The following is a 22,220-nucleotide window of genomic DNA, read 5'->3' as shown; positions in this document are numbered from 1 at the left end:
GCGCCGCCAGTACCGAGTGCCGGTACTGGCGGCGCGTTTTTGCCCTGACCAGCGCCTATCTAGCGGACCCCAGCGCCTATCTTGCTGGCCCTCGCAAGAATAGGCTTCTGCTCAAAGCCAATGGCTTTGAGCAGTACAGCCGTCCCTCGGACTCAAAGAACGGTGGGAGTTGTGAAACTCGAATTGAAGGGGATCTCGAAAGCTTTCGGGACCTTCTACGCCAACCAAGACATCGACCTCGTGGTCGAATCCGGCCAGATCCATTGCCTCCTCGGCGAAAACGGCGCCGGAAAATCAACCCTCATGAACGTGCTGTACGGACTCTATGAACCGACGGCCGGACAAATCCTCGTTGACGACAAGACGGTCAACTTCCGGGGCCCGGGCGACGCCATGGCCGCCGGTATTGGCATGGTCCACCAGCATTTCATGCTGGTTCCCGTCTTCACAGTCGCCGAAAACGTGGCCCTCGGCGCAGAGCCGACGTCCTTTGGCGGCGTCCTCAGCATTGATGAAACCCGGAAGAAAATCCGGGACATTTCAAAGAAGTACGGCTTCGACGTCGATCCTGACGCCCTGGTGGAGGACCTGCCCGTGGGCGTCCAGCAGCGCGTCGAGATCATCAAGGCGTTGGTCCGGGACGCCAAGGTGCTTATCCTGGATGAACCCACGGCAGTCCTGACACCGCAGGAAACGGATGAGCTACTGGACATCATGCGCCAGCTCAAAGCATCCGGCACATCCATCGTGTTCATTTCGCACAAGCTTCGAGAAGTGAAGGCTGTCGCCGACGTCATCACGGTAATCCGCCGCGGCAACGTAGTAGGCGATGCTCCACCCACGGCCTCGGCCACGGAACTTGCCTCCATGATGGTGGGCCGCCCCGTTAGCCTGACCTTGGACAAAGCCGCCGCCCAGCCAAAGGAAACAACCTTCGTGGTGAAGGACCTGACAGTTCGCGCCCCCAATGGCACCAACGTTGTGGACGGCATCAGCTTCGACATCGCCCAAGGCGAGATCCTCGCCGTCGCAGGTGTCCAGGGCAACGGCCAGACGGAACTTACGGAAGCCATTCTCGGTATCCAGCCGCACGTCACGGGATCCGTGACGCTGGACGGCAAGCAGCTCCTGGGCTTGCCGGTCAAGGACGTGCTGCGGTCGGGCGTCGGCTTTGTCCCGGAAGACCGCACAGTGGACGGGCTGGTCGGGCCCTTTTCTGTTGCCGAGAACCTGGTGCTGGACCTTTACGACCAAGCACCGTTTGCGAGCGGCATCAGCATGAAGCCGTCCAAAGTGGCAGAAAATGCGGAAGCCAAGATCCAGGAGTTCGATATCAGGACGCCGTCGGCGGGAGCTGCGGCCGGAACCCTCTCCGGTGGAAACCAGCAAAAGGTAGTCATGGCGCGCGAGCTGTCCAGGCCGTTGCGGCTTTTCATCGCAAGCCAGCCCACGCGCGGCGTGGATGTTGGCTCCATCGAATTCCTGCATAAACGCATAGTTGCCGAGCGGGACGTCGGAACACCGGTGATGATCATTTCCACGGAACTCGATGAAGTGATCGAACTCGCGGACAGGATCGCTGTGCTTTACAAGGGGAAGCTGGTGGGCATTGTCCCTGCCGGAACGCCCCGTGACACCCTCGGCCTGATGATGGCTGGCGTCGGCCCGGAAGGAGGCTCCCATGACGAGTAAGGACCAGACCCCCAGTAAGGACCAGACCCCCAGTAAGGACCAGACCCCCGAGGAATCTACCTCGGAAGTGCGTGCGGCGGACGTCGCACTCGACACCGCTGGCGGCACGCTGGAACCGTCCATTGTTCCCGTGTCCTCGCAGAGCGGGGACACCGGTCACCGGCAAGGCAGCACGATGCGCAGGATCGTCATGGGCAACGGCTTCGTGTCTGTCCTGGCGGTTATCGTGGCGCTGTTCCTGGGCGGTTTGCTCATTGCCAGCACGGATAAGAAGGTTTCCGAGAGCGCGGGTTATTTCTTCGCGCGGCCCAGCGACTTCCTGCTGGCGCTGTGGAATGCCATGACCAAGAGCTACGTCGCGTTGTTCCAGGGCTCGGTCTTCAATCCCCGCCAAGGTTTCATGCCCCTGCTTGAAACAATGACGGTAGCTACGCCCCTGATCTGTGCAGGCCTCGGCGTTGCCTTGGCCTTCCGTGCCGGCCTGTTCAACATCGGTGCCCAGGGCCAGATCATTATCAGCGCCACTCTGGCTGCGTATGTTGGTTTCACCTGGCACTTGCCGTTCGGGCTCCACCTGCTGCTGGTCATCATCATGGGCGTCCTCGGAGGCGCTGCATGGGGTGCGATAGTTGGCATCCTCAAAGCCAGGACCGGCGCTCACGAGGTCATCGTGACCATCATGCTGAACTACGTGGCACTGTTCCTTTTGGACTTCCTCCTGAACACCGCGGCCTTCCGGCGCCCGGGGGACAACAGCCCCATCTCACCCCGGCTGGATGACAGTGCCACCTACCCTGTGCTCATCCCAGATTCCAGGCTCCACCTGGGCTTCCTGGTGGCCGTTCTGCTGACCTACGGCGTGTGGTGGATGCTGAACCGCTCCACCATTGGCTTTGAGTTCCGCGCTGTTGGAGCCAACCCCGTGGCCGCGCGGACGGCCGGGGTCAAGGTACCCCGTGCCACCATCCTGGTGATGGCCTTTGCCGGCGCGCTCGCTGCCTTCGGCGGCGTTGCCCAGGTGGCCGGTACGGAAAAGGTGTTGACCGGCGGCGTTGCAGCCCAGATCGGCTTCGACTCCATCACCGTTGCACTGCTTGGCCGAAGCACTCCCTGGGGGACGTTCTTCGCGGGCCTGCTCTTCGGTGCGTTCAGGGCCGGCGCGGTTCAGATGCAGATCCAAACGGGCACGCCCATCGACATCGTGTTGGTGGTCCAGTCACTCATCGTCCTGTTCATCGCAGCGCCCCCGCTGATCAGGTCGGTTTTCCGGCTTGAGCCCAAGAAAAAGAACAAGACGCCGAAGGCCGCTAGGAAAGCTGCCCTTGCCAACGCCACCGGAGGTGCCAAGTGAGCGCAACATCCACCGCCCCACTACCGGGCGCAACAGCAGCGCCTGGGCTCCGCCCGTCTTTGAAGGTCCCCGTTTCGCTCGGCGTCCTGGCACTCATTGCGCTCGTGTTCTTCGGCCTCATGGGTCCGGACCAGACAGCAGAGATGAAGATCAGCGATCCCGGCGATGCCTTTGCCGTCCCGGCGCTGGCGATTCCAGGCCAGGTAGGTGGCGTCGTCCTGGCCATCGTGCTCCTGGCCATGGCCGCTTACTCGATCTACCTGTGGACGCGCGGGGAGCGATCACCCAAGTGGTTGCCGATCGCCTTCGCAGTGGTCTTCGTCTTCGCCTTGCTGGTATGGATTGTTGCCGGTGCACGCCAGCCGTCCATCTCACTTGCCGGCCTGGTTGCCGGTTCGGTGACTTTGGCAGTTCCCTTGGTGTTTGGCTCTCTCTCCGGTGTTCTGTGCGAGCGGGTGGGCGTGGTGAACATTGCCATTGAAGGCCAGTTGCTGGGCGGAGCTTTCACGGCCGCCTTGGTGGCAACGGTGACGGGCAGCCCGTATGTCGGCTTGATTGCTGCCGCAGCAGCTGGCGCCGTGGTGTCCATGGTCCTCGCGGTCTTCAGCATCAAATACCTCGTCAACCAGATCATTGTGGGCGTCGTCCTGAATGTGCTGGTCTCCGGCCTTACCGGCTTCCTGTTCGGCACAGTCATGGTGACCAACAAGGAGCGGTTCAACACTCCTGGCCGCCTGGATATCCTGCCGATTCCGTTCCTTTCGGACATTCCCATCATCGGGCCCATCCTGTTCAAGCAATCCATCGCCGGCTACCTCATGTATGTGGCTGTAGCCGTAGTCTGGTTCGGCTTGTTCAAGACCCGTTGGGGCCTGCGCGTCCGCGCTGTCGGCGAGCACCCGCAGGCTGCGGACACCCTCGGCATCAACGTCAACGCCACCCGCTTCTGGAACGTGACGCTTGGCGGTGCGATCGCCGGCATCGGTGGTGCCGTGTTCACGCTGGTGACCATCGACTCCTTCACCAAGGAAATTTCCGGTGGCCGTGGCTTCATTGCCCTGGCGGCCCTGATCTTTGGACGGTGGAATCCGATCGGTGCCTTCCTCGCCTCGCTGCTGTTCGGCTTTGCCTACAACCTGCAATCGATTCTGGGCATCATTGGTACCCCGGTGCCAAGCCAGTTCATGGCCATGCTGCCGTATCTGGTGACCATCTTCGCCGTCGCGGGTTTGGTGGGTAGGTCGCGGCCACCTGCCGCAAGCGGCATACCGTACGTGAAGGGTTGACGATGCCAACGGTTGACGTCGATTGGCATGCACTGGAAGAGGCTGCAGTACAGGCCATGGAACGGGCCTATGCCCCGTATTCCAAGTTCCCGGTGGGGGCTGCGGCCCTCACCGAGGACGGCAGGATCGTTAGCGGCTGCAACGTGGAGAATGCCAGCTATGGCCTGACCCTCTGCGCTGAATGTGCCTTGGTGGGACAACTCCACATGACCGGTGGGGGCCGGATCGCGGCTTTCTACTGCGTCGATGGCCAAGGGAACGTCCTCATGCCGTGCGGGCGCTGCCGTCAGCTGCTCTACGAATTCCGCGCACCCGGAATGCAGCTCATGACAACGCAGGGAATCAAATCCATGGACCAAGTGCTGCCTGACGCCTTTGGTCCCGAAAACCTGGAGGAAACCACGTGAGAAGCACTGAAGCCTTCGACGCCGTTCAAATCATCTCCATCAAACGCGACAAAGGCACACTCACACCCGAACAGATCGACTGGACCATCGACGCCTATACCCGTGGTGTGATCGCCGAGGAGCAGATGGCGGCGTTGAACATGGCCATCCTGCTCAACGGCATGAACCGCGAGGAAATCTCGCGCTGGACTTCCGCGATGATCGCGTCCGGGGAGCGGATGGACTTTTCCTCGCTGACAACGCCCGACGGCGGCCGGAAGCCTACCAGCGACAAGCACTCCACCGGTGGGGTGGGGGATAAGATCACCCTCCCGTTGGCCCCGCTGGTGGCGGTCTTTGGGGTGGCCGTTCCGCAGCTGTCCGGCCGCGGACTCGGCCACACCGGCGGCACCTTGGACAAGCTCGAAGCGATCCCCGGATGGCGCGCGAACTTGAGCAACGAGGAGATCATGGCGCAGCTCCAGGACGTCGGAGCGGTCATTTGTGCTGCCGGATCCGGTCTGGCGCCGGCTGACAAGAAGCTCTACGCTTTGCGTGACGTCACGGGAACGGTGGAAGCGATCCCGCTGATTGCTTCCTCCATCATGAGTAAGAAGATCGCAGAAGGCACCGGCTCGTTGGTACTGGACGTGAAAGTGGGCTCCGGTGCCTTCATGAAGGATGAGGCGAAGGCGCGTGAGCTGGCGGAGACCATGGTGGCCTTGGGGAAGGACGCGGGCGTTCACACGGTGGCTTTGATGACCGATATGTCCACGCCCCTGGGCCTGACAGCAGGCAACGCCATCGAGGTGGAGGAATCCGTGGAGGTCCTTGCCGGCGGCGGTCCGGAAGACGTCGTCGAGCTGACTGTCCGCTTGGCCGAGGAGATGCTGGCCGGTGCCGGCATTCACGATGCCGATCCCGCGGCTGCCCTCAAGGATGGGCGCGCCATGGACGTCTGGAACCGGATGATCGAAGCTCAAGGAGGCGATCCGCGCGCGGCACTGCCGGTGGCCAAGGAATCCGAGGTGGTCTACGCCCCGGCTGACGGCGTCCTGGTTGAACTGGATGCCCTGTCCGTCGGCGTTGCCGCGTGGCGCCTCGGAGCTGGCCGGGCCCGCAAGGAGGACAAGGTCCAGGCCGGAGCCGGTGTGCGGCTGCATGCCAAACCGGGTGCGCTGGTCAGGGCCGGCGAGCCGTTGATGACGCTGTTGACAGATACTCCTGAGAAGTTTGAGCGGGCCAAGGAAGCGCTGCAGGACGCCGTGGTGATTGCCCCTGAGGGCTCACGACCAGCCCATCAGCTGATCATCGACAGGATCGCCTAGGCTTAGATCCCGTGCAGGCCATCAACGATTTCATCCTCGCCGCGGCCGAGCAGCCGTGGGTGTTGTTCCTTGTGTTGGCCTGCTGCCTGATCGACGGTTTCTTCCCACCCATCCCCAGCGAGTCCGTGGTGGTCGGTTTGAGTGCTGTCTCCGGCGGCGGAGGCGCGCCCAACGTGTGGCTGCTCGGCGTCATGGCAGCAATCGGTGCTTTCTCAGGTGACAACATCGCCTACCTGATAGGCCACCGGATCGGGGTCCAGCGTTGGCGTTGGATGCGTACGCAGCGCATGCAGGGCGCCTTCCGCTGGGCCGGGAAGGAACTTCGACGGCGGTCAGCCTCACTCATCATGGTGGCGCGCTTCATTCCCATCGGCCGGGTGGCAGTGAACCTCACAGCCGGTGCCACGCACTTCAATCACCGCCGCTTTGTGGGACTCACTGCAATGTCGGCCATCCTGTGGGCCAGCTATTCAGTGGTCCTCGGGTACTTCTTTGGGGTCTGGTTCGAGCACAACCACCTGTTGGGTGCAGTGATTGCAATTGTGGTGGCGGTGATTCTGGGCATCATCATTGACCGCATCATCAGCAGGGTCAGGGGATCGGCGCCGCTGGACCGCAAGAACATCGCTGAAGGCACGAATATCGCTGAGGAAGAAGCGCCGCCTCCACCCACGGTATGACACGAACGACGCCGGGAGATCAGCCCGGCGGTTGACGACGGAACGCGTACTCCACGCGTAGCGTTAAGTCTGTGATCCCGAGGCTGGGGCGTAGCGAACGACGTCCCGGCCATGGGACACTAAGAGCGACTTCCGTCACAGTGTCAAGTCATATTCGCCTAGGAGCTACCGCCGCGTGGAGTTTTTGAACCAAATGCTCGAGCATGCAGCCGGGCAGCCTTGGATTTACCCGGTACTCCTCGTCTTTTTCTTCATTGACGGATTTGCCACCATCCTTCCCAGTGAAACAGCCATTGTTGGGCTCTCGGCGCTGTCCCTTCACAGCGGTCAGCCGAACCTTTGGATTCTGGGGGCCACGGCCTTGGTTGGTGCAATGGCCGGCGACAACATGGCGTACATGCTGGGCCGCAAGATCGGTTTGACGCGCTGGAAGTGGATGCGGCGCCCCAAGGTCCAGAAGATGTTTGCCTGGGCCCACTATGAGCTCGACAAACGTGGGGCAGTCCTGATCTTCACGGCCCGCTACATTCCCTGGGGACGTGTGGCTGTGAACTACGTTGCCGGCCAGACGGGGTTCCGCCACAGGACATTCTTCTTCTTGGATGCCTTTGCCTGTGTCACCTGGGTTTGCTACTCCATCGGCATCGGCCTTCTCGCCGGCCAATGGGTGCACAACAACCCGCTGCTCGGCGTAGGCATTGCCGTGGCGTTCGCGGTGATCCTGGGCATTATTGTGGACCACGTCCTTCGCTGGTGGCACAAGCATCTGGAGAAGAAGGATGCGGAGAAGAAGGATCAGGCCGGCGCTGCCGCTGCAACTGCGAAGGCGCCTACGGCGAACCCGCAGGACTTGGCCCACAAGGCGGTCGCCGGCGTCGACCTTTCCAAGCCTGCTGGCTAAGCTCCTGCCGTCCCTTGGCGACCACAGCGGGCACCTGAAACGAGTCCATGGCAGCCGTGGGGATTAGTCTTAGTACGTGACTGAGCCCATTGTTGACGCTGCCCCTGCCCTCGACTTCGATTTGAAGAGCCTTCCCAAGGTTTCCCTCCATGACCATTTGGACGGAGGACTGCGGCCTGAAACCATCATCGAACTGGCGCAAGCCGTCGGCCACACGCTGCCTTCCACTGATCCTGTTGCCTTGGGCGAATGGTTCCGCGAGTCCGCCGACTCCGGTTCGCTGGTGCGGTACCTGGAAACGTTCGACCACACGATTGCCGTGATGCAGACCAAGGAGGGCCTGTTCCGGGTCGCCAAGGAATTCGTGGAGGACCTTGCCGAGGACGGCGTCGTTTACGGTGAAGTCCGCTGGGCCCCCGAGCAGCACCTGCAGAAGGGCCTGACCCTGGATGAAGTGGTGGAAGCGGTCCAGGATGGCCTCGAAGCCGGCGTGGATGCGGCGGAAGAACGCGGCCAGCAGATCCAGGTGGGGCAACTCATCACTGCCATGCGCCACGCGGATCGCGGCCAGGAAATCGCAGAACTCGCTGTTCGGCACCGCGCCAACGGCGCTGTGGGCTTCGACATCGCGGGCGCCGAGGACGGTTTCCTGCCCTCGCGCTTCAAGGACGCCTTCACCTACCTTGCCGAGAACAACTTTCCGGCCACGGTCCACGCCGGTGAGGCCGCAGGCCTGGACAGCATCCAGTCGGCCCTCGTGGACGGACGCGCTCTCCGGCTTGGGCACGGGGTGCGTATCGCGGAGGACATCACGGTGGAGTTTGAAGACAACTCCGACGACGACGGCGAGGACACCATCGGCATGGTGACGCTCGGCGGCGTGGCCGCCTGGGTACGCGACCGCGGAATCGCCCTGGAAATCTGCCCGTCATCGAACCTCCAGACCGGTGCTGTCTCCAGCTTCGGCGAAGGCATCGAGAGCCACCCGTTGGACATGCTTTTCCAGCTCGGTTTCAACGTCACCATCAACACGGACAACAGGCTCATGAGCGGCGTCACGTTGACGGACGAGTTTGAGCTCCTGGTTGAGACCTTCGATTACGACCTCGATGATTTGCTCGAACTGACGCTCAACGCCGCAGAGGCCGCGTTCCTGCCGCTGGACGAGCGTGAAGCTTTGGTCGAGTACATCAACGATGCCTACGCCAACCTCGGCTAACGAGTCCACAACCGGGGTTGCGGAGCTGATCCGGACGATCGCCTCGTTGCGGGAGCATTGCCCTTGGATGGGTGCGCTCACGCATGAGTCCCTGGTGGAGTACTTGATCGAGGAAGCCTATGAGGTTGTGGACTCGATCGAGGCCGGGGATTCGCCGGCCAGGGACGAGGAACTTCGCGGCGAGCTGGGCGACGTACTGCTTCAAGTGGTGCTTCACGCCCGGCTTGCCGAGGAGCGGGGCAGCTTCGACTTTGATGCTGTAGCGCGCGGCATCAACGCGAAGATGGTCCGCCGCAATCCCCATGTGTTCAAGCCGGACGGTTCGCTGCAGGCCACATTCCCTGCCACGGTCGAGGAAATCATCCTGAAGTGGGATGCCGTGAAGCGTGCTGAGAAGCCCGACCGTGCCGATCCGTTCGAGGGAATTCCGCCGCACCTGCCTGCCTTGGCAGGGGCGCAAAAGTCCCTGGACCGTGCTGCCCGTGCGGGGCTGTCGATCGAGGCCCAAAGCCAGGCAACCGCCGTCGGGCTTCCTGCAATTCCAGACTCGGAAGAGGCGCTCGGTGAGCTGTTGCTCGCCGTCGTTGCCGGCGCCCGGGAGCAAGGGCTCGACGCCGAGCGTGCCCTCCGCGCAGCAGTTCGATCGTTTCAGAACGGGAAGGCCCAGCCTTCATGACGTGAGGAGTTTGAACCCGTTCCGTAACCTAAGCCACTCTCGACTACGCTAGTAGCGACGAGGACGTTGAGAATTTCCCTCCACATTCCTGTAATTTGCCCATAAGGAGCACATCCATGGCGCTTATCGATGCCATTCACGCCCGCGAAATCCTTGATTCCCGCGGAAACCCGACCGTAGAAGTTGAGGTCCTGCTTTCCGACGGCCAGATCGGCCGCGCAGCAGTTCCCTCCGGCGCCTCCACCGGCGAGCACGAAGCTGTTGAACTCCGCGACGGCGACAAGGGCCGTTACCTCGGGAAGGGTGTCCAGAAGGCCGTTGACGCGGTCATCGACGAGATCTCGCCGGCTCTCATTGGTTTCGACGCAACGGACCAGCGCAGCATCGACCAGGCCATGATCGACCTCGACGGCACCCCGAACAAGAGCAAGCTCGGCGCCAACGCCATCCTGGGTGTTTCCCTGGCCGTTGCCAACGCAGCTGCTGCTTCCTCGGACTTGCCGCTGTACAAGTACCTCGGTGGCCCGAACGCACACGTCCTGCCGGTTCCGCTGATGAACATCCTCAACGGTGGCTCGCACGCCGACTCCGATGTTGACATCCAGGAATTCATGATCGCCCCGATCGGCGCCGAGACCTTCTCCGAAGGCCTCCGCTGGGGCGTTGAGGTCTACCACAACCTCAAGGCTGTCCTCCAGGAAAAGGGCCTCTCCACGGGCCTCGGTGACGAGGGTGGCTTCGCCCCCAACCTGCCGTCCAACCGCGCTGCACTGGACCTGATCCAGGAAGCCATCAAGAACGCCGGCTACACCCCAGGTACGGACATCGCCCTTGCCCTGGACGTTGCATCTTCCGAGTTCTACAAGGACGGTGCATACCAGTTCGAAGGCAAGGCACTGACCGCCTCGGAAATGAGCGCCTACTACGCTGAGCTCGTTGCCGACTACCCGCTGGTCTCCATTGAAGACCCGCTGGACGAGAACGACTGGGAAGGCTGGAAGACCCTCACCGACGCTATCGGTGACAAGGTCCAGCTGGTTGGCGATGACCTCTTCGTCACCAACCCGGTCCGCCTGCAGCAGGGCATCGAGACGGCCACGGCCAACTCCCTCCTGGTAAAGGTCAACCAGATCGGTTCCCTGACCGAAACCCTGGACGCCGTTTCCCTGGCCCAGCGTTCCGGTTACACCACCATCACCTCGCACCGCTCCGGCGAAACCGAGGACACCACCATTGCTGACATCGCCGTTGCCACCAACGCGGGCCAGATCAAGACCGGTGCCCCGGCCCGCTCCGAGCGCGTCGCCAAGTACAACCAGCTGCTGCGCATCGAAGAAGAACTCGACGACGCCGCACGCTACGCCGGCCGCAGCGCGTTCCCGCGTTTCAAGGGCTAGCATTCCGCGAAAACAGCTGACCGGTGGCTATGGTGGAAAGACCATAGCCACCGGTTCTGTTTAACGCTTGCCTGCGGAGCCGCGGGCACAGCAGGACCTACGCAAGTTCCGCACACGTACGTTACGCGCAGGGCAAGCGCAGCAACCCGCCAGGCAAGCACCGGGCATTACAGGAGTGTCATGGCCACCCGTCGTCCAAAGGTTCCCAGGGCCGACGCCCTCGGCAGGCCAAACAGCGCAGGAAGGCCAAACAGCGCAGGCACGGCCAACGGTCCGGCACGGCCCACTACGGCGGGCAAGCCAAACAGCGCAGGCCCTGCTGGCGGAGACGTCATCGAGGCCGAGTTCGGCGCCTCCCGCGGCTCTGCGGAATCCTCGACGCCGGCAACGGGCACCAGAAAGCCCTCGGCTCCCAAGCCCTCCGGCAGTGCCAGGACGACAGGTAGTGCCAAGACCCCCGCCGGTGGCAAGACTGCAGGCAGTACCAAGAGCCCAGCCACCAAGACCGCGGGCAGCGCCAAGGGAGCGTCCACCAAGACCAGCCCCGCCGCTTCCACGAAAGCCGCGTCCACGAAAGCTTCAGACAAAGCCTCCGGCAACGGTGCCCGTGAAGCCCAGGACCTCGATCCTGTACCTGCCAAGGCGTTCTCGGGCAGGATGCTCGCGCTGGCTGTGGTCATGATTGCCATCACTATCATGCTGGCGCCCACGGTCCGGATTTTCTTGGAGAAGCGCGCTGAAATCTCGGCCCTGGAGGCTGAGATCGCCAGCAAGGAGGCAGAGCAGGCGGAGCTGAACAAGCAGCTCTCCCGGTGGCAGGATCCCAACTACGTGAAACAACAGGCCCGCGACCGCATTAACATGGTTATGCCGGGTGAAACGGGTTACTGGGTATTTGGCGGGGAAGAAGCCGCCGGTACCCCTGGGGGCCGCACCGGCTCCGGATCATCCGCAAACCCGGCAAACCTGCCCTGGGTGGATGCGCTCTGGGAGTCAATCAGACGATCGGCAACAGACTAGACGCGGTGCCCGCCGCCGTCGTGTCCTACTGGGACATGGCCAAAAGGGCAGGAAGGTTGGCAACGCAAGTGGAAGAGAACACGGCAGCCGTGCCGCAGGAATCCCGCCAGCCGTCAGCACACGACCTCGATGTCCTCAGCCGCCAGCTGGGCAGGCCGGTGCGGGACGTGGTGGAAATTCCCGCACGCTGTGTATGTGGGAATCCGCTCGTCGCGGCCACCGCGCCCCGGCTCAGCAACGGGACTCCATTTCCCACCACGTTCTACCTCACCCACCCGGTCATCACGTCCGCCGTGTCGCGGCTGGAAGCCGGCGGGTTGATGAATGAGATGAATGATCGGCTTACGGCGGATCAGGAACTTGCGGACGCGTATCATGGGGCGCACGAGGCCTACCTGCAGGCACGCAATGAGATCGCTGGACGTTCCGGGACGGGGGCCGTGCCGGAAATCGATGGTATCTCCGCCGGCGGCATGCCCACCCGCGTTAAGTGCTTGCACGTCCTGGTTGGCCACTCGCTGGCTGCCGGTCCCGGGGTCAACCCGCTGGGTGACGAAGCCTTGGACGCAATCGCAGAGTGGTGGACCAAGGACCGCTGCTACTGCGATGGCGCCTGGGACACTGCAGGCGAGGCTCCCTCGAGGGACCTGAGCCGTCACGGTCCTCAAGGATTGCCTGACATCGTGGGGCGTCCGGCGCCAGTCCGAAAGCCCAAGGCCGGCTCCGGCAGCGAATTGGTGGAGGACGCATGAGCCGCGTCGCCGCCATTGACTGCGGAACCAACTCCATCCGCCTCCTCATTGCCGACGCCTCGGAGAACGGGGCGCCCGGGCCGCTGACCGACGTCGTGCGTGAAATGCGCGTTGTCCGGCTGGGACAAGGCGTGGATGCCACCGGAGAACTTGCTCCCGAGGCCTTGGAACGCACCTTCTCCGCCACAGCGGACTATGCAGCGCTAATCCGTGAACACGGTGCCGTTCGCGTGCGCTTTGCCGCCACGTCGGCCACCCGCGACGCCCGGAACCGCCAGGTTTTCGTTGACGGAATCCGGGAGCTGCTGGGCGTGGAGCCTGAAGTTATCTCGGGTGATGAGGAAGCTGCACTGTCCTTCGCAGGTGCCAGCAGCGTTTTGCCGGTCACAGGGGATGACGCCGTCCTGGTGGTTGACCTGGGTGGCGGCAGCACCGAATTCGTCCTGGGTGACGCCAATGGCGTGATTGCTGCGCGTTCGGTGGACATCGGCTGTGTGCGGTTGACCGAACGGCACCTTCGCAGCGACCCGCCTACGGCGGCGCAGATTGCAGCAGCAGAGGCCGACGTCGACGCCGCGCTTGACCTTGCCGCGCAGACGGTTCCGCTTGACCGTGCCTCAGCCATGGTTGGCGTCGCGGGTTCCATCACCACCATCACTGCGCATGCCCTGGGCCTGAGCGAGTACCAGCCGGACCGGATCCACGGTGCCTACCTCGATATTGAAACCATCAGCGACGCCTGCACCAGCCTGCTGGAAATGACCCGCGACGAACGGGCCGTTCTTCCCTACATGCATCCAGGCCGCGTGGACGTCATCGGAGCTGGAGCCCTGGTGTGGCGGCGCATCCTGGAAAGGCTTGCCGCCGTGGGCAACGGTGCCATCAGCGGTGCAATTTCCAGCGAACACGACATCCTGGATGGGATTGCCCTGAGTATCCGGGACTCCGCATGACCCTGCGATACCGTCGGCTGCTTTCCGCTGCCCTGGCCACGATGCTGGCCGGGGGAGCGCTGGCCGGTGCGCTGTTGACTGCGCCGGCAGCGATGGCGGACGCCTGGCGGGACAAGGAGTACTGGCTCAAGGAATCCGGAATCACGAATGCCTGGCAGGTGTCCAAGGGCGCAGGAGTCAAGGTCGCCATCATCGATAGCGGCATTGACGGGAACCACCCTGACCTCAAGGGCGTCGTGGTGGGCGGAACGGACGTTTCCGGAGCCGGTGCGCCCAACGGACAGAAGAGCATCGGCGCCAAAACGGAGCACGGAACCCTTGTAGCCACCATGCTGGCCGGCCGCGGACACATCACGCCCACAGCTTCGCCGTCGCCCTCAGCCTCGCCCACGGTTCCTCCTGCCGGGGGACCGGACGGGATCATCGGCGTCGCGCCGGAAGCGGAGATCCTGGCGGTGTCCACCTGGCTGGGTTCACCGAACCCGGGAGGCAAGACGGACCAGGAGCAGATTCCGGACGCCGTGCGCTGGGCCGTGGACAATGGCGCAAAGGTCATCAATATTTCCCTGGGCAGCACCTCGCCGGTTTGGCCGCAAAGTTGGGACGCAGCCTTCCTTTATGCCGAGCAAAAGGATGTGGTGATCGTCGCCGCCGCGGGCAACCGGGTGGGTGGCAACGTGCAGGTGGGAGCTCCCGCAACCATTCCCGGTGTGCTCACCGTGGCAGGGCTCGACGGCGATGGCCAGGCCAGCGTCGACTCCTCCTCGCAAGGGATCAGCATTGGCGTTGCCGCCCCGGCTGAAAATTTGCTGGGCGGGATGCCCGGAGGCGGATACGCGCAGTGGGCGGGAACTTCAGGGTCCGCGCCCATCGTTTCCGGCGTGGCCGCACTCATCAGGTCCAAGTGGCCTGACATGAGTGCGAAGCAGGTCATCAACAGGATTGTGAGCACGGCCAAGGACGCCGGTGCCCCAGGCAAGGACCCCCTTTACGGCTACGGTGTGCTCAACGCAGAGGCAGCGCTGAAGGAAGAGGTAGAGACCACAAGCACCAATCCGCTCGGATCGATCGCGGACTGGATCCGCGTCCACCGTCGGGGCGACTTCAGCACCCCGTCCGAGGCACCTGTGGCAAGTCCTACAAGCGCGGCGCCCACTCTGGCGGATCCGACCGTGCCCGTCGCCGCCACTCCTGCACAGGTGGATGACGCCCTTCCGGCCGCCGTCGTGCTCGGGTTCGGAGGCATTTTCGCAGTGATCGTTGTGGGCGCATCCATCCAGCTGCGCAGGGTCGCCAAAAGCCCTCCCGCCGCTGCGGAAGAGGCCGAAACGGGAACGCTGGAAGCGGTGGATCCACCCACCCGGAAGTAGCTAGTGAAGATTTTCACAAAGTGCTGTACTCTGGTTTCATGGCAACCACCCCAGAGCTCATTGACCGTCCCCGGGTTCTCGTCGTCGGCGGCGGCTACGTCGGCTTGTACGTAGCCCTTAAATTGCAGAAGAAGATCGCGAATGCAGGTGGCATCGTCACCGTCGTAGATCCACTGCCTTACATGACTTACCAGCCGTTCCTCCCCGAGGTCGCTGGTGGCAACATCGAGGCACGCCACGCCGTCGTCTCCCACCGTCAGCACCTCAAGCAGACCGAGCTCATCCAGGGCCGCGTCACCAGCATCGACCACGCAAACCGCACAGCGGTTGTGGCTCCTGCCAATGGTGAAGCTCCCTTCGAGATTCCGTACTTCGACGTCGTCATCGCAGCTGGTGCCATCACCCGCACGTTCCCGATCAAGGGCCTCGCTGACAAGGGCATCGGCCTGAAGACCATTGAGGAAGCCGTAGCACTTCGCAACAAGGTGCTGGAGCGCATTGAAGCCGCTTCCACCATGACGGACCCCGCAGAGCGCGCCAAGGCCCTCACCTTCGTGGTTGTCGGTGGCGGTTTTGCCGGCATCGAATGCCTCACCGAAATGGAAGACCTCGCCCGCGCCGCGGTCAAGAACAACCCGCGTGTCCGCCAGGAAGAAGTCCGCTTCATCCTCGTCGAGGCCATGGGCCGCATCATGCCCGAGGTCACCGCATCCCAGGCCGAGTGGGTTGTAGAGCACCTGCGTAGCCGCGATATCGAGGTCCTCCTCAACACCTCCCTGGACAGCGCTGAGGGCAACCTCAAGCTGATCAACCTCCCGGACAAGACGTCCGCCGGTGAAGTTGAAGCTGACACCCTCGTGTGGGCTGCCGGTGTGCAGGCCAACCCGATGATCCGCTCAACGGACTTCCCGCTGGAACCGCGCGGCCGTGTCCGCGTCCTCCCGGACCTCCGTATTGCCGGCGATGAAGGCATCGTCGAGAACGCTTGGGCAGCCGGCGACATCGCCGCTGTTCCTGACCTCACGGGCAAGGGCCTGCCGGACGGTACTTGCGTCCCGAACGCCCAGCACGCACTCCGCCAGGCGAAGAAGCTCGCCAAGAACCTCTGGGCTTCCCGCTGGGACAAGCCGCTGCACGACTACAAGCACAAGAACCTGGGTGCTGTGGCTGGCTTCGGCGAGTGGAAGGGCGTTGCCAACATCAACCTGCTCGGCCGCATCGGCCTCAAGGGCGGCCTCGCCTGGCTGGCACACCGTGGCTACCACGGCATGGCGATGCCCACGGTTGAGCGCAAGTTCCGTGTGATCTTCGGCTGGATCCTGGCCTTCTTCGCAGGCCGCGACACCACGCAGCTGATTGACCTGGACAACCCACGTGGCGCTTTCGTTGCAGCTGCAACCCCGGCCCCCAAGCCGGCTGCTGCACCTGCCCCCGCACCTGCTGTTGCGGAAAAGCCTGCCGAGGACAAGACTCCGGTATCGGCTGACGCCAAGTAGTACACGTCCGACGACGGCTGCTCCCTGAGGGGAGTGGCCGTCGTCGTTTAAGCTGTTGCCATGCCTGGCGAAACTGATCTGAAGACCCTTCTGGAGTCACTGCATCCTGTCATCAGGGACGGTGACTACGTGTACGCTCTCTGGCCGCATGGCAAGCCGCTGGAAGGCGGCATCGAGGCCGCCGTCCGGGAGGCCGAAGGTTTGACTGTGGTCCTTCGACGGAACGAGGCGGACAGGCTTGGCCTCGCTTACGATTTCGTGGCCGCCTGGATCACGCTCCAGATTCATTCCGCGTTGGAAGCGGTGGGGTTGACGGCCGCCGTGAGTGCGGCGCTGACGCATGCAGGCATCAGCTGCAACGTCCTGGCTGGCTTTCATCATGACCACTTGCTGGTTCCCGTTGCGGAGGCCGACCGCGCGCTGGACGTGTTGCGTTTGCTGGCCCGGGGAGTGGTACTGCGGACTGAGCGGCCAGAAGACCGCCCTGAAATCCTGGAGCTGACGGCACGGGCCTTTTCAGTGTCTCCGGTGACCGGTCAGCCGGTTGAGGGGACCCCTTTGGAAGTTGGCTTGCTGCGCGAGCTCTTCGAGTGCGACGAGTACATTCCAGAGTTGAGCATCGTGGCTGAGATCGGCGGGGACATCGTTGGCCATGCCATCAGCACCCGCGGCTGGATCGGCGACCTGGAGCTTGTGGGGTTGGGTCCCATCGGCGTGCTTCCCCAGTTTCAGCGACGCGGCGTCGGCTCGGCCCTCATGCGTGAGACCGCAGCGCGCGCCACGGCGGCAGGGGAGCCGGCCATAGCTTTGTTGGGCAGCCCCGTCTACTACCCGCGCTTCGGCTATGTACCGGCCACCTCCTTGGGTGTGGAACCGCCGGAGGCTGCCTGGGGCGATCACTTCCAGCTGCTGCCGCTTACGGCATGGCCCGACGGCGTTCGGGGCACGTTTCGCTACGCGGCGCCATTCGAACGCTTGTAGCTGGGATACCATGGTGCGGGCGCCCCAGTAGCCCAATTGGCAGAGGCAGCGGACTTAAAATCCGCGTGTTGTGGGTTCGAGTCCCACCTGGGGCACAGACCGGAAGGGGAGGACGATTCCTCCCCTTCCATTTGTCGGCTATTCTTCAGAGACTTTTCCCAGCAGGCTCGTAGATTCCCCACAGGCAACGAGTGTTATAGGGATGTGACCTGAATCACTTATCTTCCCGGATCAATTGCACTAGTTTGAGTCTTAATCAGGAACACCTGAGTTATCGCATCAAAGGCAGTTCGCACCTTTCGATCGAGGAGACAACGAATGTTTGATCTTTCCCAAGCGGCGCCCCGAGCCGCCAAGCTTACAGCGCTTGGCATTGGGGTTGCCCTCCTGGCCACAGCTTGTGGTGGGTCCTCCACGCCGAGCCAGACCGGGTCCAGTTCCGCCGCCGCCGCAGGCATCTCCTGCCCGGCTCCGAGTGCAGGGGCGGGAGCCAGCAACAGCCAGGCTGCTACCAACACGGGACCCGTACCTCCCTCGACCACCACTACCGCCACTCCTCTGAAACTTGGATCGCTTCTGCCGACGACGGGGTCGCTCGCGTTCCTCGGCCCACCGGAAGTTGCTGGCGTCAACCTCGGTATTAAAGAAGTCAATGATGCTGGGGGCGTTCTGGGCGCTCCGGTTTCGGTGGTGCACCGTGACTCCGGTGACACCAAGACCGACATCGCAACCCAGTCCACCACCGCCCTCTTGGGCCAGGGCGTGAGCGCGATTATTGGTGCAGCATCATCCGGCGTCTCCAAGACCGTGATCAACCAGATCACAGGCGCAGGTGTGCTCCAGTTCTCCCCTGCCAATACTTCGCCCGACTTCACCACCTGGGACGACAAGGGCCTCTACTGGCGTACTGCCCCCTCGGACGTCCTGCAGGGCAAGGTTCTCGGCAACTACATGGCCACCTGCGGCGCCCAGACCATCGGCATGATTGTCCTCAACGACGCGTATGGAACCGGCTTGCAGAAGAACGTTAAGGCGGCCTTTGAAGCTGCCGGCGGCAAGGTCGTAGCCGAGGAGCTGTTCAATACCGGCGACACCCAATTCAGCAGCCAGGTGGACAAGGTCATTGCGGCAAAGCCGGACGCCATTGTCCTGATCACATTTGACGAAGCCAAGAGCATTATTCCCCTTGTCACAGGCAAGGGGGCAAAGCCCGGACAGCTGTTCCTGGTTGATGGCAACACCACCGACTACAGCAAGGACTTCCAACCGGGTACGCTCACCGGCGCTCACGGAACATTCCCCGGCACTTTCGCGGCGGAATCCTTTACCAAGTCACTTCTCAGCGTGGATCCGGCTTTGAAGGACTTCACATACGGCGGTGAGTCTTACGATGCAGTAAACCTGATTGCGCTCGCCGCTGAGGAAGCCAAGAGCACCAAGGGCGCCGATATCGCAGCCAAGCTCAAGGACGTATCGCAGGGTGGCGAGAAGTGCAACAACTTCGCCAGCTGCGTCACGTTGCTTCGTAACGGCAAGGACATCGACTACGACGGCCAGTCGGGTCCAATCACGTTCTCGGATGCGGGTGACCCGACGGAAGCCTATATCGGCATCTATCAGTACACCGACGAGAATAAGCTAATGCCCGTGAAGGCGGAGTTCGGCAAGCTGTAAGCCAAGGCCTAACTAGACCGCAACAAAGCAACAGGTCCCCCTCCTCTCAAGGAAGGGGACCTGTTCTGTTTCGTGTGCTCTACTTCAAGGCGCGGGTGCCGGGGTGTGTTGTGGGGCCTGGTGTGCGTGCTTGGGAGTGGGTTTGGGGCGCAGAGCGGCCTTGGCAAGCGGGGTGCGTAGCGGGCGGGGAACAACGAAGGGCCCTGGGTAACCCAAGGCCCTCCGTTCGTGTGTGGTGCGGCTGCTAGACCTCGTCGGCCAGGGTTCCCAGGTACAACTGGATAACCTTGGGGTCCTTCATAAGCTCGCGTCCAGTGCCCGTGTAGGCGTCCTTCCCTTGATCCAGGACGTAGCCACGGTCGCAGATCTGGAGGCACCGGCGGGCGTTCTGTTCCACCATGATGACCGAAACACCGGCGCGGTTGATCTCATGGACCCGAAGGAAGGTCTCGTCCTGCTTGACGGGGGAGAGGCCCGCCGATGGCTCATCGAGCAGGAGCACCGCAGGATCCATCATGAGTGCGCGTCCCATGGCTACCATCTGGCGTTCACCGCCTGAGAGGGAACCGGCTCGCTGGGCACGTCGCTTGGCCAGTTCCGGGAAGAGGCTGGCCACGAAGTCGAAGCGCTCAGCGAATGCTTTGGGCCGCTGGAACATGCCCATCTGGAGGTTCTCTTCGATGGTGAGGGTCGCGAAGACGTTGTTTGTCTGGGGGACAAAACCAACGCCCCGCGTGACCAGCTTGTTGGCCTTCAAACCAGTGAGATCCTCACCCCGGACTACCACGGTGCCGGAATGGACCTTGACCAGGCCGAACATGGCCTTCAACAGGGTGGATTTACCGGCGCCGTTGGGGCCGATAATGCCGATCAGTTCACCTTTGCGGGCCTCGATGGAGCAGCCGTTGAGGATGTTGACGCCAGGAATGTAGCCCGCGACGAGGTTGGTGACTTTGACGACGGAATCGCTTGCCGGGGCATCTGCCGAGGCGGGCATTGCGCTGGTGCTGCTCATTTCCCGTCCTCCTTCTTGGTTTCTACGATGTCGGACAGGATGCCTGCGTCTTCCGTTCCCACCACCGACTCTTCGTCAGCCTCAAGTTCTGCCTCGAGCACCTTGATGCCCTCCGCGTCACCGAGGTCAACGTCGTGGTGTGCGCCAAGGTAAGCATCGATCACGGCAGGGTTCTTCATGACTTCCCCGGGAGGGCCTTCGGCGACGATTTTTCCTTCTGCCATGACTACTACCCAGTCTGCGATGTGGCGCACCATGTTCATATCGTGCTCCACGAACAGGACCGTCATGCCTTCAGCCTTGAGGTTTTTGATGTGGTCCAGGAGGGACTGGGTCAGTGCCGGGTTCACGCCGGCCATGGGCTCGTCGAGCATGACGAGCTTGGGCCTCACCATCAGGGATCGTGCCATCTCCAGCAGCTTACGCTGGCCGCCGGAAAGGGAAGCGGCATAGTCATCCTTCTTGGTGTCCAGCTTGAACTTCTCCAGGAGCACGTGTGCCTGTGCCGTAATCTCCTTCTCGCGGCCACCCCAGATGCCCTTGAACAGAGCTTTGGAGAGACGCTCGCCGGGCTGGTCCGCTGCACCGAGCCGCATGTTTTCCATGACTGTCAGCTTGCCCATGACCTTGGTCAGCTGGAATGTCCTCACCATGCCCATGCGCGCCACTTTGTAGGACGAGACGCCGGCAATACTGTTCCCTTCGAACTGCCACTTGCCCGTGTTTGGCGTGTCGAAGCCGGTGAGCAAGTTGAACAGGGTGGTCTTGCCGGCACCGTTGGGCCCAATCAATGCAGTGATCTTGTGGCGGGGGATCTCCAGGTATTCCACATCCACGGCGTTGATGCCGCCGAAGGAACGGGTGACGTCTTCGGCCACGACGATCGGATCGCGCTTCTTGCAGCCAGGGGTATTTTCCCCGACCGCAATAGGGCGCGAATCGGTCATGTAGTCGATACCTGCCTCGTCGCTCGGGGTGGCAGGGTGGGCAGAGCTACCACTGCTGGAAGGGGTAGGCGGGTTGACTGGATTGACTGGGTTGTTGCTGTTTGGTTCGTTGGTCTCACTCATGCGAAAGCAAGCTCCTTCTTATTGCCGAAGACGCCTTGCGGGCGGAAGATCATCAGGAGCATCAGTGCCACACCAACAAGGATGTAGCGCAGCTGGCCGGCCTGAACGGTGGTCAGCCAGGTGATGACTCCGGATTCGATGAGCCCATAAAGCAGGCTCTGCGTCAGCGAGAGCACTACCCAGAAGATCATGGCTCCGATCACCGGACCCAGGACGGTTGCCATGCCACCGAGCAGGAGACAGGTCCAAAGGAAGAACGTGAGCTCAGTGCCATAGTTGGATGGTTGGACGGCGCCGCGGGGGAGGGTGAAGATCATGCCGGCGAGGGCGCCCAGGATGCCACCGATAATGAGGGCCTGCATCTTGTAGGAGTAGACATTCTTGCCGAGTGACCGCACTGCGTTCTCGTCCTCGCGGATGCCCTTCAGGACGCGCCCCCAAGGGCTGCGCATCAGCAGCCAGACCAGCAGGCAGCAAACAATGACCAGGCCCCAACCCACAAACCGAATAAAGAAGTCACGGTTGTTCATTCCCATGTAGGACCCCTCAGGGAAGGGATTCATGGAGTAGAAGCCACCCTCGAACGCGGCCAGGCCGTTTGCCGAACCCGTGACGCTGGTGAGCTGGTTGGTAGTGACGACGTAGCGCACAATTTCCGCTGCGGCGATAGTGACGATAGCGAGGTAATCAGCCCTCAACCGCAGTGTTGGAATACCCAGGATGAACGCGAAGACTACAGAACACAGGACCGCGATAAGCAGGCCGATGAAGAACGGGGTTTTGAAAGTCAACGTAGAGATGGCGAAGCCGTAGGCGCCCACTCCCATGAAACCGGCCTGGCCGAAGTTCAACAGACCTGAGTATCCGAAGTGTACGGCCAGGCCCAAAGCGGCAAGCGCGTAGGCCGCCGTCGTCGGGCTGAACAATTCGCCAAGGGCGCTGGAAAGAATAAATCCGAAGTCCATGGCCCGCT

20 protein-coding genes and 1 tRNA gene are annotated in these 22,220 nt (G+C 62.5%); 18 read left to right on the top strand and 3 right to left on the bottom strand.

Annotation, left to right across the window (positions count from 1 at the left end; genetic code table 11):
* Nucleotides 1-171: 171 nt before the first annotated feature.
* The 18 genes from AC1DD7_RS12805 to AC1DD7_RS12720 all read left to right on the top strand — a co-directional run bounded on the left by AC1DD7_RS12805 (nt 172) and on the right by AC1DD7_RS12720 (nt 19,162).
* The gene (locus AC1DD7_RS12805; RefSeq protein WP_477515248.1) at nt 172-1,692 is read left to right on the top strand and encodes an ABC transporter ATP-binding protein; all 1,521 of its coding nucleotides are present in this window, start codon (nt 172-174) and stop codon (nt 1,690-1,692) included.
* Nucleotides 1,682-3,043 (top strand): ABC transporter permease, encoded by a 1,362-nt coding sequence (locus AC1DD7_RS12800; RefSeq protein ID WP_477515247.1) that lies wholly within the window; start codon nt 1,682-1,684, stop codon nt 3,041-3,043. The genes AC1DD7_RS12805 and AC1DD7_RS12800 overlap by 11 nt, the downstream gene beginning before the upstream one ends.
* Nucleotides 3,040-4,329: an ABC transporter permease subunit gene (locus AC1DD7_RS12795; protein ID WP_477515246.1), complete on the top strand. Its 1,290-nt coding sequence runs from the start codon at nt 3,040-3,042 to the stop codon at nt 4,327-4,329. The genes AC1DD7_RS12800 and AC1DD7_RS12795 overlap by 4 nt, the downstream gene beginning before the upstream one ends.
* A gap of 2 nt (nt 4,330-4,331) precedes the next feature.
* The gene (locus AC1DD7_RS12790) at nt 4,332-4,736 is read left to right on the top strand and encodes a cytidine deaminase (protein WP_431119015.1); all 405 of its coding nucleotides are present in this window, start codon (nt 4,332-4,334) and stop codon (nt 4,734-4,736) included.
* Complete coding sequence (locus AC1DD7_RS12785) at nt 4,733-6,043, top strand: thymidine phosphorylase (RefSeq protein WP_477515245.1); 1,311 nt, start codon at nt 4,733-4,735, stop codon at nt 6,041-6,043. The genes AC1DD7_RS12790 and AC1DD7_RS12785 overlap by 4 nt, the downstream gene beginning before the upstream one ends.
* An 11-nt stretch (nt 6,044-6,054) precedes the next feature.
* Nucleotides 6,055-6,723 (top strand): DedA family protein, encoded by a 669-nt coding sequence (locus AC1DD7_RS12780; protein WP_477515244.1) that lies wholly within the window; start codon nt 6,055-6,057, stop codon nt 6,721-6,723.
* A gap of 193 nt (nt 6,724-6,916) precedes the next feature.
* Nucleotides 6,917-7,624, top strand: a complete 708-nt coding sequence (locus AC1DD7_RS12775) for a DedA family protein (protein WP_477515369.1) — start codon at nt 6,917-6,919, stop codon at nt 7,622-7,624.
* A 76-nt stretch (nt 7,625-7,700) separates the two neighbouring features.
* A complete protein-coding gene (locus tag AC1DD7_RS12770) occupies nt 7,701-8,843 on the top strand; it encodes an adenosine deaminase (protein ID WP_477515243.1) in 1,143 nt (380 codons plus the stop codon).
* Nucleotides 8,821-9,519 (top strand): MazG nucleotide pyrophosphohydrolase domain-containing protein, encoded by a 699-nt coding sequence (locus tag AC1DD7_RS12765; RefSeq protein WP_477515242.1) that lies wholly within the window; start codon nt 8,821-8,823, stop codon nt 9,517-9,519. The genes AC1DD7_RS12770 and AC1DD7_RS12765 overlap by 23 nt, the downstream gene beginning before the upstream one ends.
* Before the next feature lie 116 nt (nt 9,520-9,635).
* Nucleotides 9,636-10,916 carry a phosphopyruvate hydratase gene (gene eno / locus AC1DD7_RS12760; RefSeq protein WP_477515241.1) on the top strand — a complete coding sequence of 427 codons (1,281 nt, stop codon included), beginning with the start codon at nt 9,636-9,638 and terminating at the stop codon, nt 10,914-10,916.
* Nucleotides 10,917-11,096: 180 nt separating this feature from the next.
* Complete coding sequence (locus AC1DD7_RS12755; RefSeq protein ID WP_477515240.1) at nt 11,097-11,936, top strand: FtsB family cell division protein; 840 nt, start codon at nt 11,097-11,099, stop codon at nt 11,934-11,936.
* A 68-nt stretch (nt 11,937-12,004) separates the two neighbouring features.
* A complete protein-coding gene (locus AC1DD7_RS12750) occupies nt 12,005-12,688 on the top strand; it encodes a DUF501 domain-containing protein (RefSeq protein WP_477515368.1) in 684 nt (227 codons plus the stop codon).
* Nucleotides 12,685-13,641, top strand: coding sequence for a Ppx/GppA phosphatase family protein (locus AC1DD7_RS12745; protein WP_477515239.1), 957 nt, complete (start codon nt 12,685-12,687; stop codon nt 13,639-13,641). Before AC1DD7_RS12750 ends, AC1DD7_RS12745 begins: the two co-directional genes overlap by 4 nt.
* A complete protein-coding gene (locus AC1DD7_RS12740; protein WP_477515238.1) occupies nt 13,638-15,011 on the top strand; it encodes a S8 family serine peptidase in 1,374 nt (457 codons plus the stop codon). Before AC1DD7_RS12745 ends, AC1DD7_RS12740 begins: the two co-directional genes overlap by 4 nt.
* Before the next feature lie 38 nt (nt 15,012-15,049).
* The gene (locus AC1DD7_RS12735) at nt 15,050-16,507 is read left to right on the top strand and encodes an NAD(P)/FAD-dependent oxidoreductase (protein ID WP_431119027.1); all 1,458 of its coding nucleotides are present in this window, start codon (nt 15,050-15,052) and stop codon (nt 16,505-16,507) included.
* A gap of 60 nt (nt 16,508-16,567) precedes the next feature.
* Nucleotides 16,568-17,488, top strand: a complete 921-nt coding sequence (locus AC1DD7_RS12730) for an N-acetyltransferase (RefSeq protein ID WP_477515237.1) — start codon at nt 16,568-16,570, stop codon at nt 17,486-17,488.
* Nucleotides 17,489-17,509: 21 nt separating this feature from the next.
* Nucleotides 17,510-17,583, top strand: a tRNA-Leu gene (locus tag AC1DD7_RS12725).
* A gap of 223 nt (nt 17,584-17,806) precedes the next feature.
* Nucleotides 17,807-19,162, top strand: coding sequence for an ABC transporter substrate-binding protein (locus AC1DD7_RS12720; RefSeq protein ID WP_477515236.1), 1,356 nt, complete (start codon nt 17,807-17,809; stop codon nt 19,160-19,162).
* Nucleotides 19,163-19,406: 244 nt separating this feature from the next.
* Here AC1DD7_RS12720 and AC1DD7_RS12715 read toward each other — a convergent pair whose 3' ends face one another.
* Genes AC1DD7_RS12715 through AC1DD7_RS12705 form a run of 3 tightly spaced genes read right to left on the bottom strand, consistent with a single transcriptional unit; the run spans nt 19,407 to nt 22,212 of the window.
* Nucleotides 19,407-20,177, bottom strand: coding sequence for an ABC transporter ATP-binding protein (locus AC1DD7_RS12715; protein ID WP_442002645.1), 771 nt, complete (start codon nt 20,175-20,177; stop codon nt 19,407-19,409).
* A complete protein-coding gene (locus AC1DD7_RS12710; protein ID WP_477515235.1) occupies nt 20,174-21,247 on the bottom strand; it encodes an ABC transporter ATP-binding protein in 1,074 nt (357 codons plus the stop codon). The genes AC1DD7_RS12715 and AC1DD7_RS12710 overlap by 4 nt, the downstream gene beginning before the upstream one ends.
* Nucleotides 21,244-22,212 (bottom strand): branched-chain amino acid ABC transporter permease, encoded by a 969-nt coding sequence (locus AC1DD7_RS12705; protein WP_477515234.1) that lies wholly within the window; start codon nt 22,210-22,212, stop codon nt 21,244-21,246. The genes AC1DD7_RS12710 and AC1DD7_RS12705 overlap by 4 nt, the downstream gene beginning before the upstream one ends.
* Nucleotides 22,213-22,220: the final 8 nt, after the last annotated feature.

Source organism: Paenarthrobacter sp. 10L412, assembly GCF_056395565.1.
The sequence above is the reverse complement of the archived record's forward strand: the minus strand, read 5'-3'. Positions and strand labels throughout refer to the sequence as shown.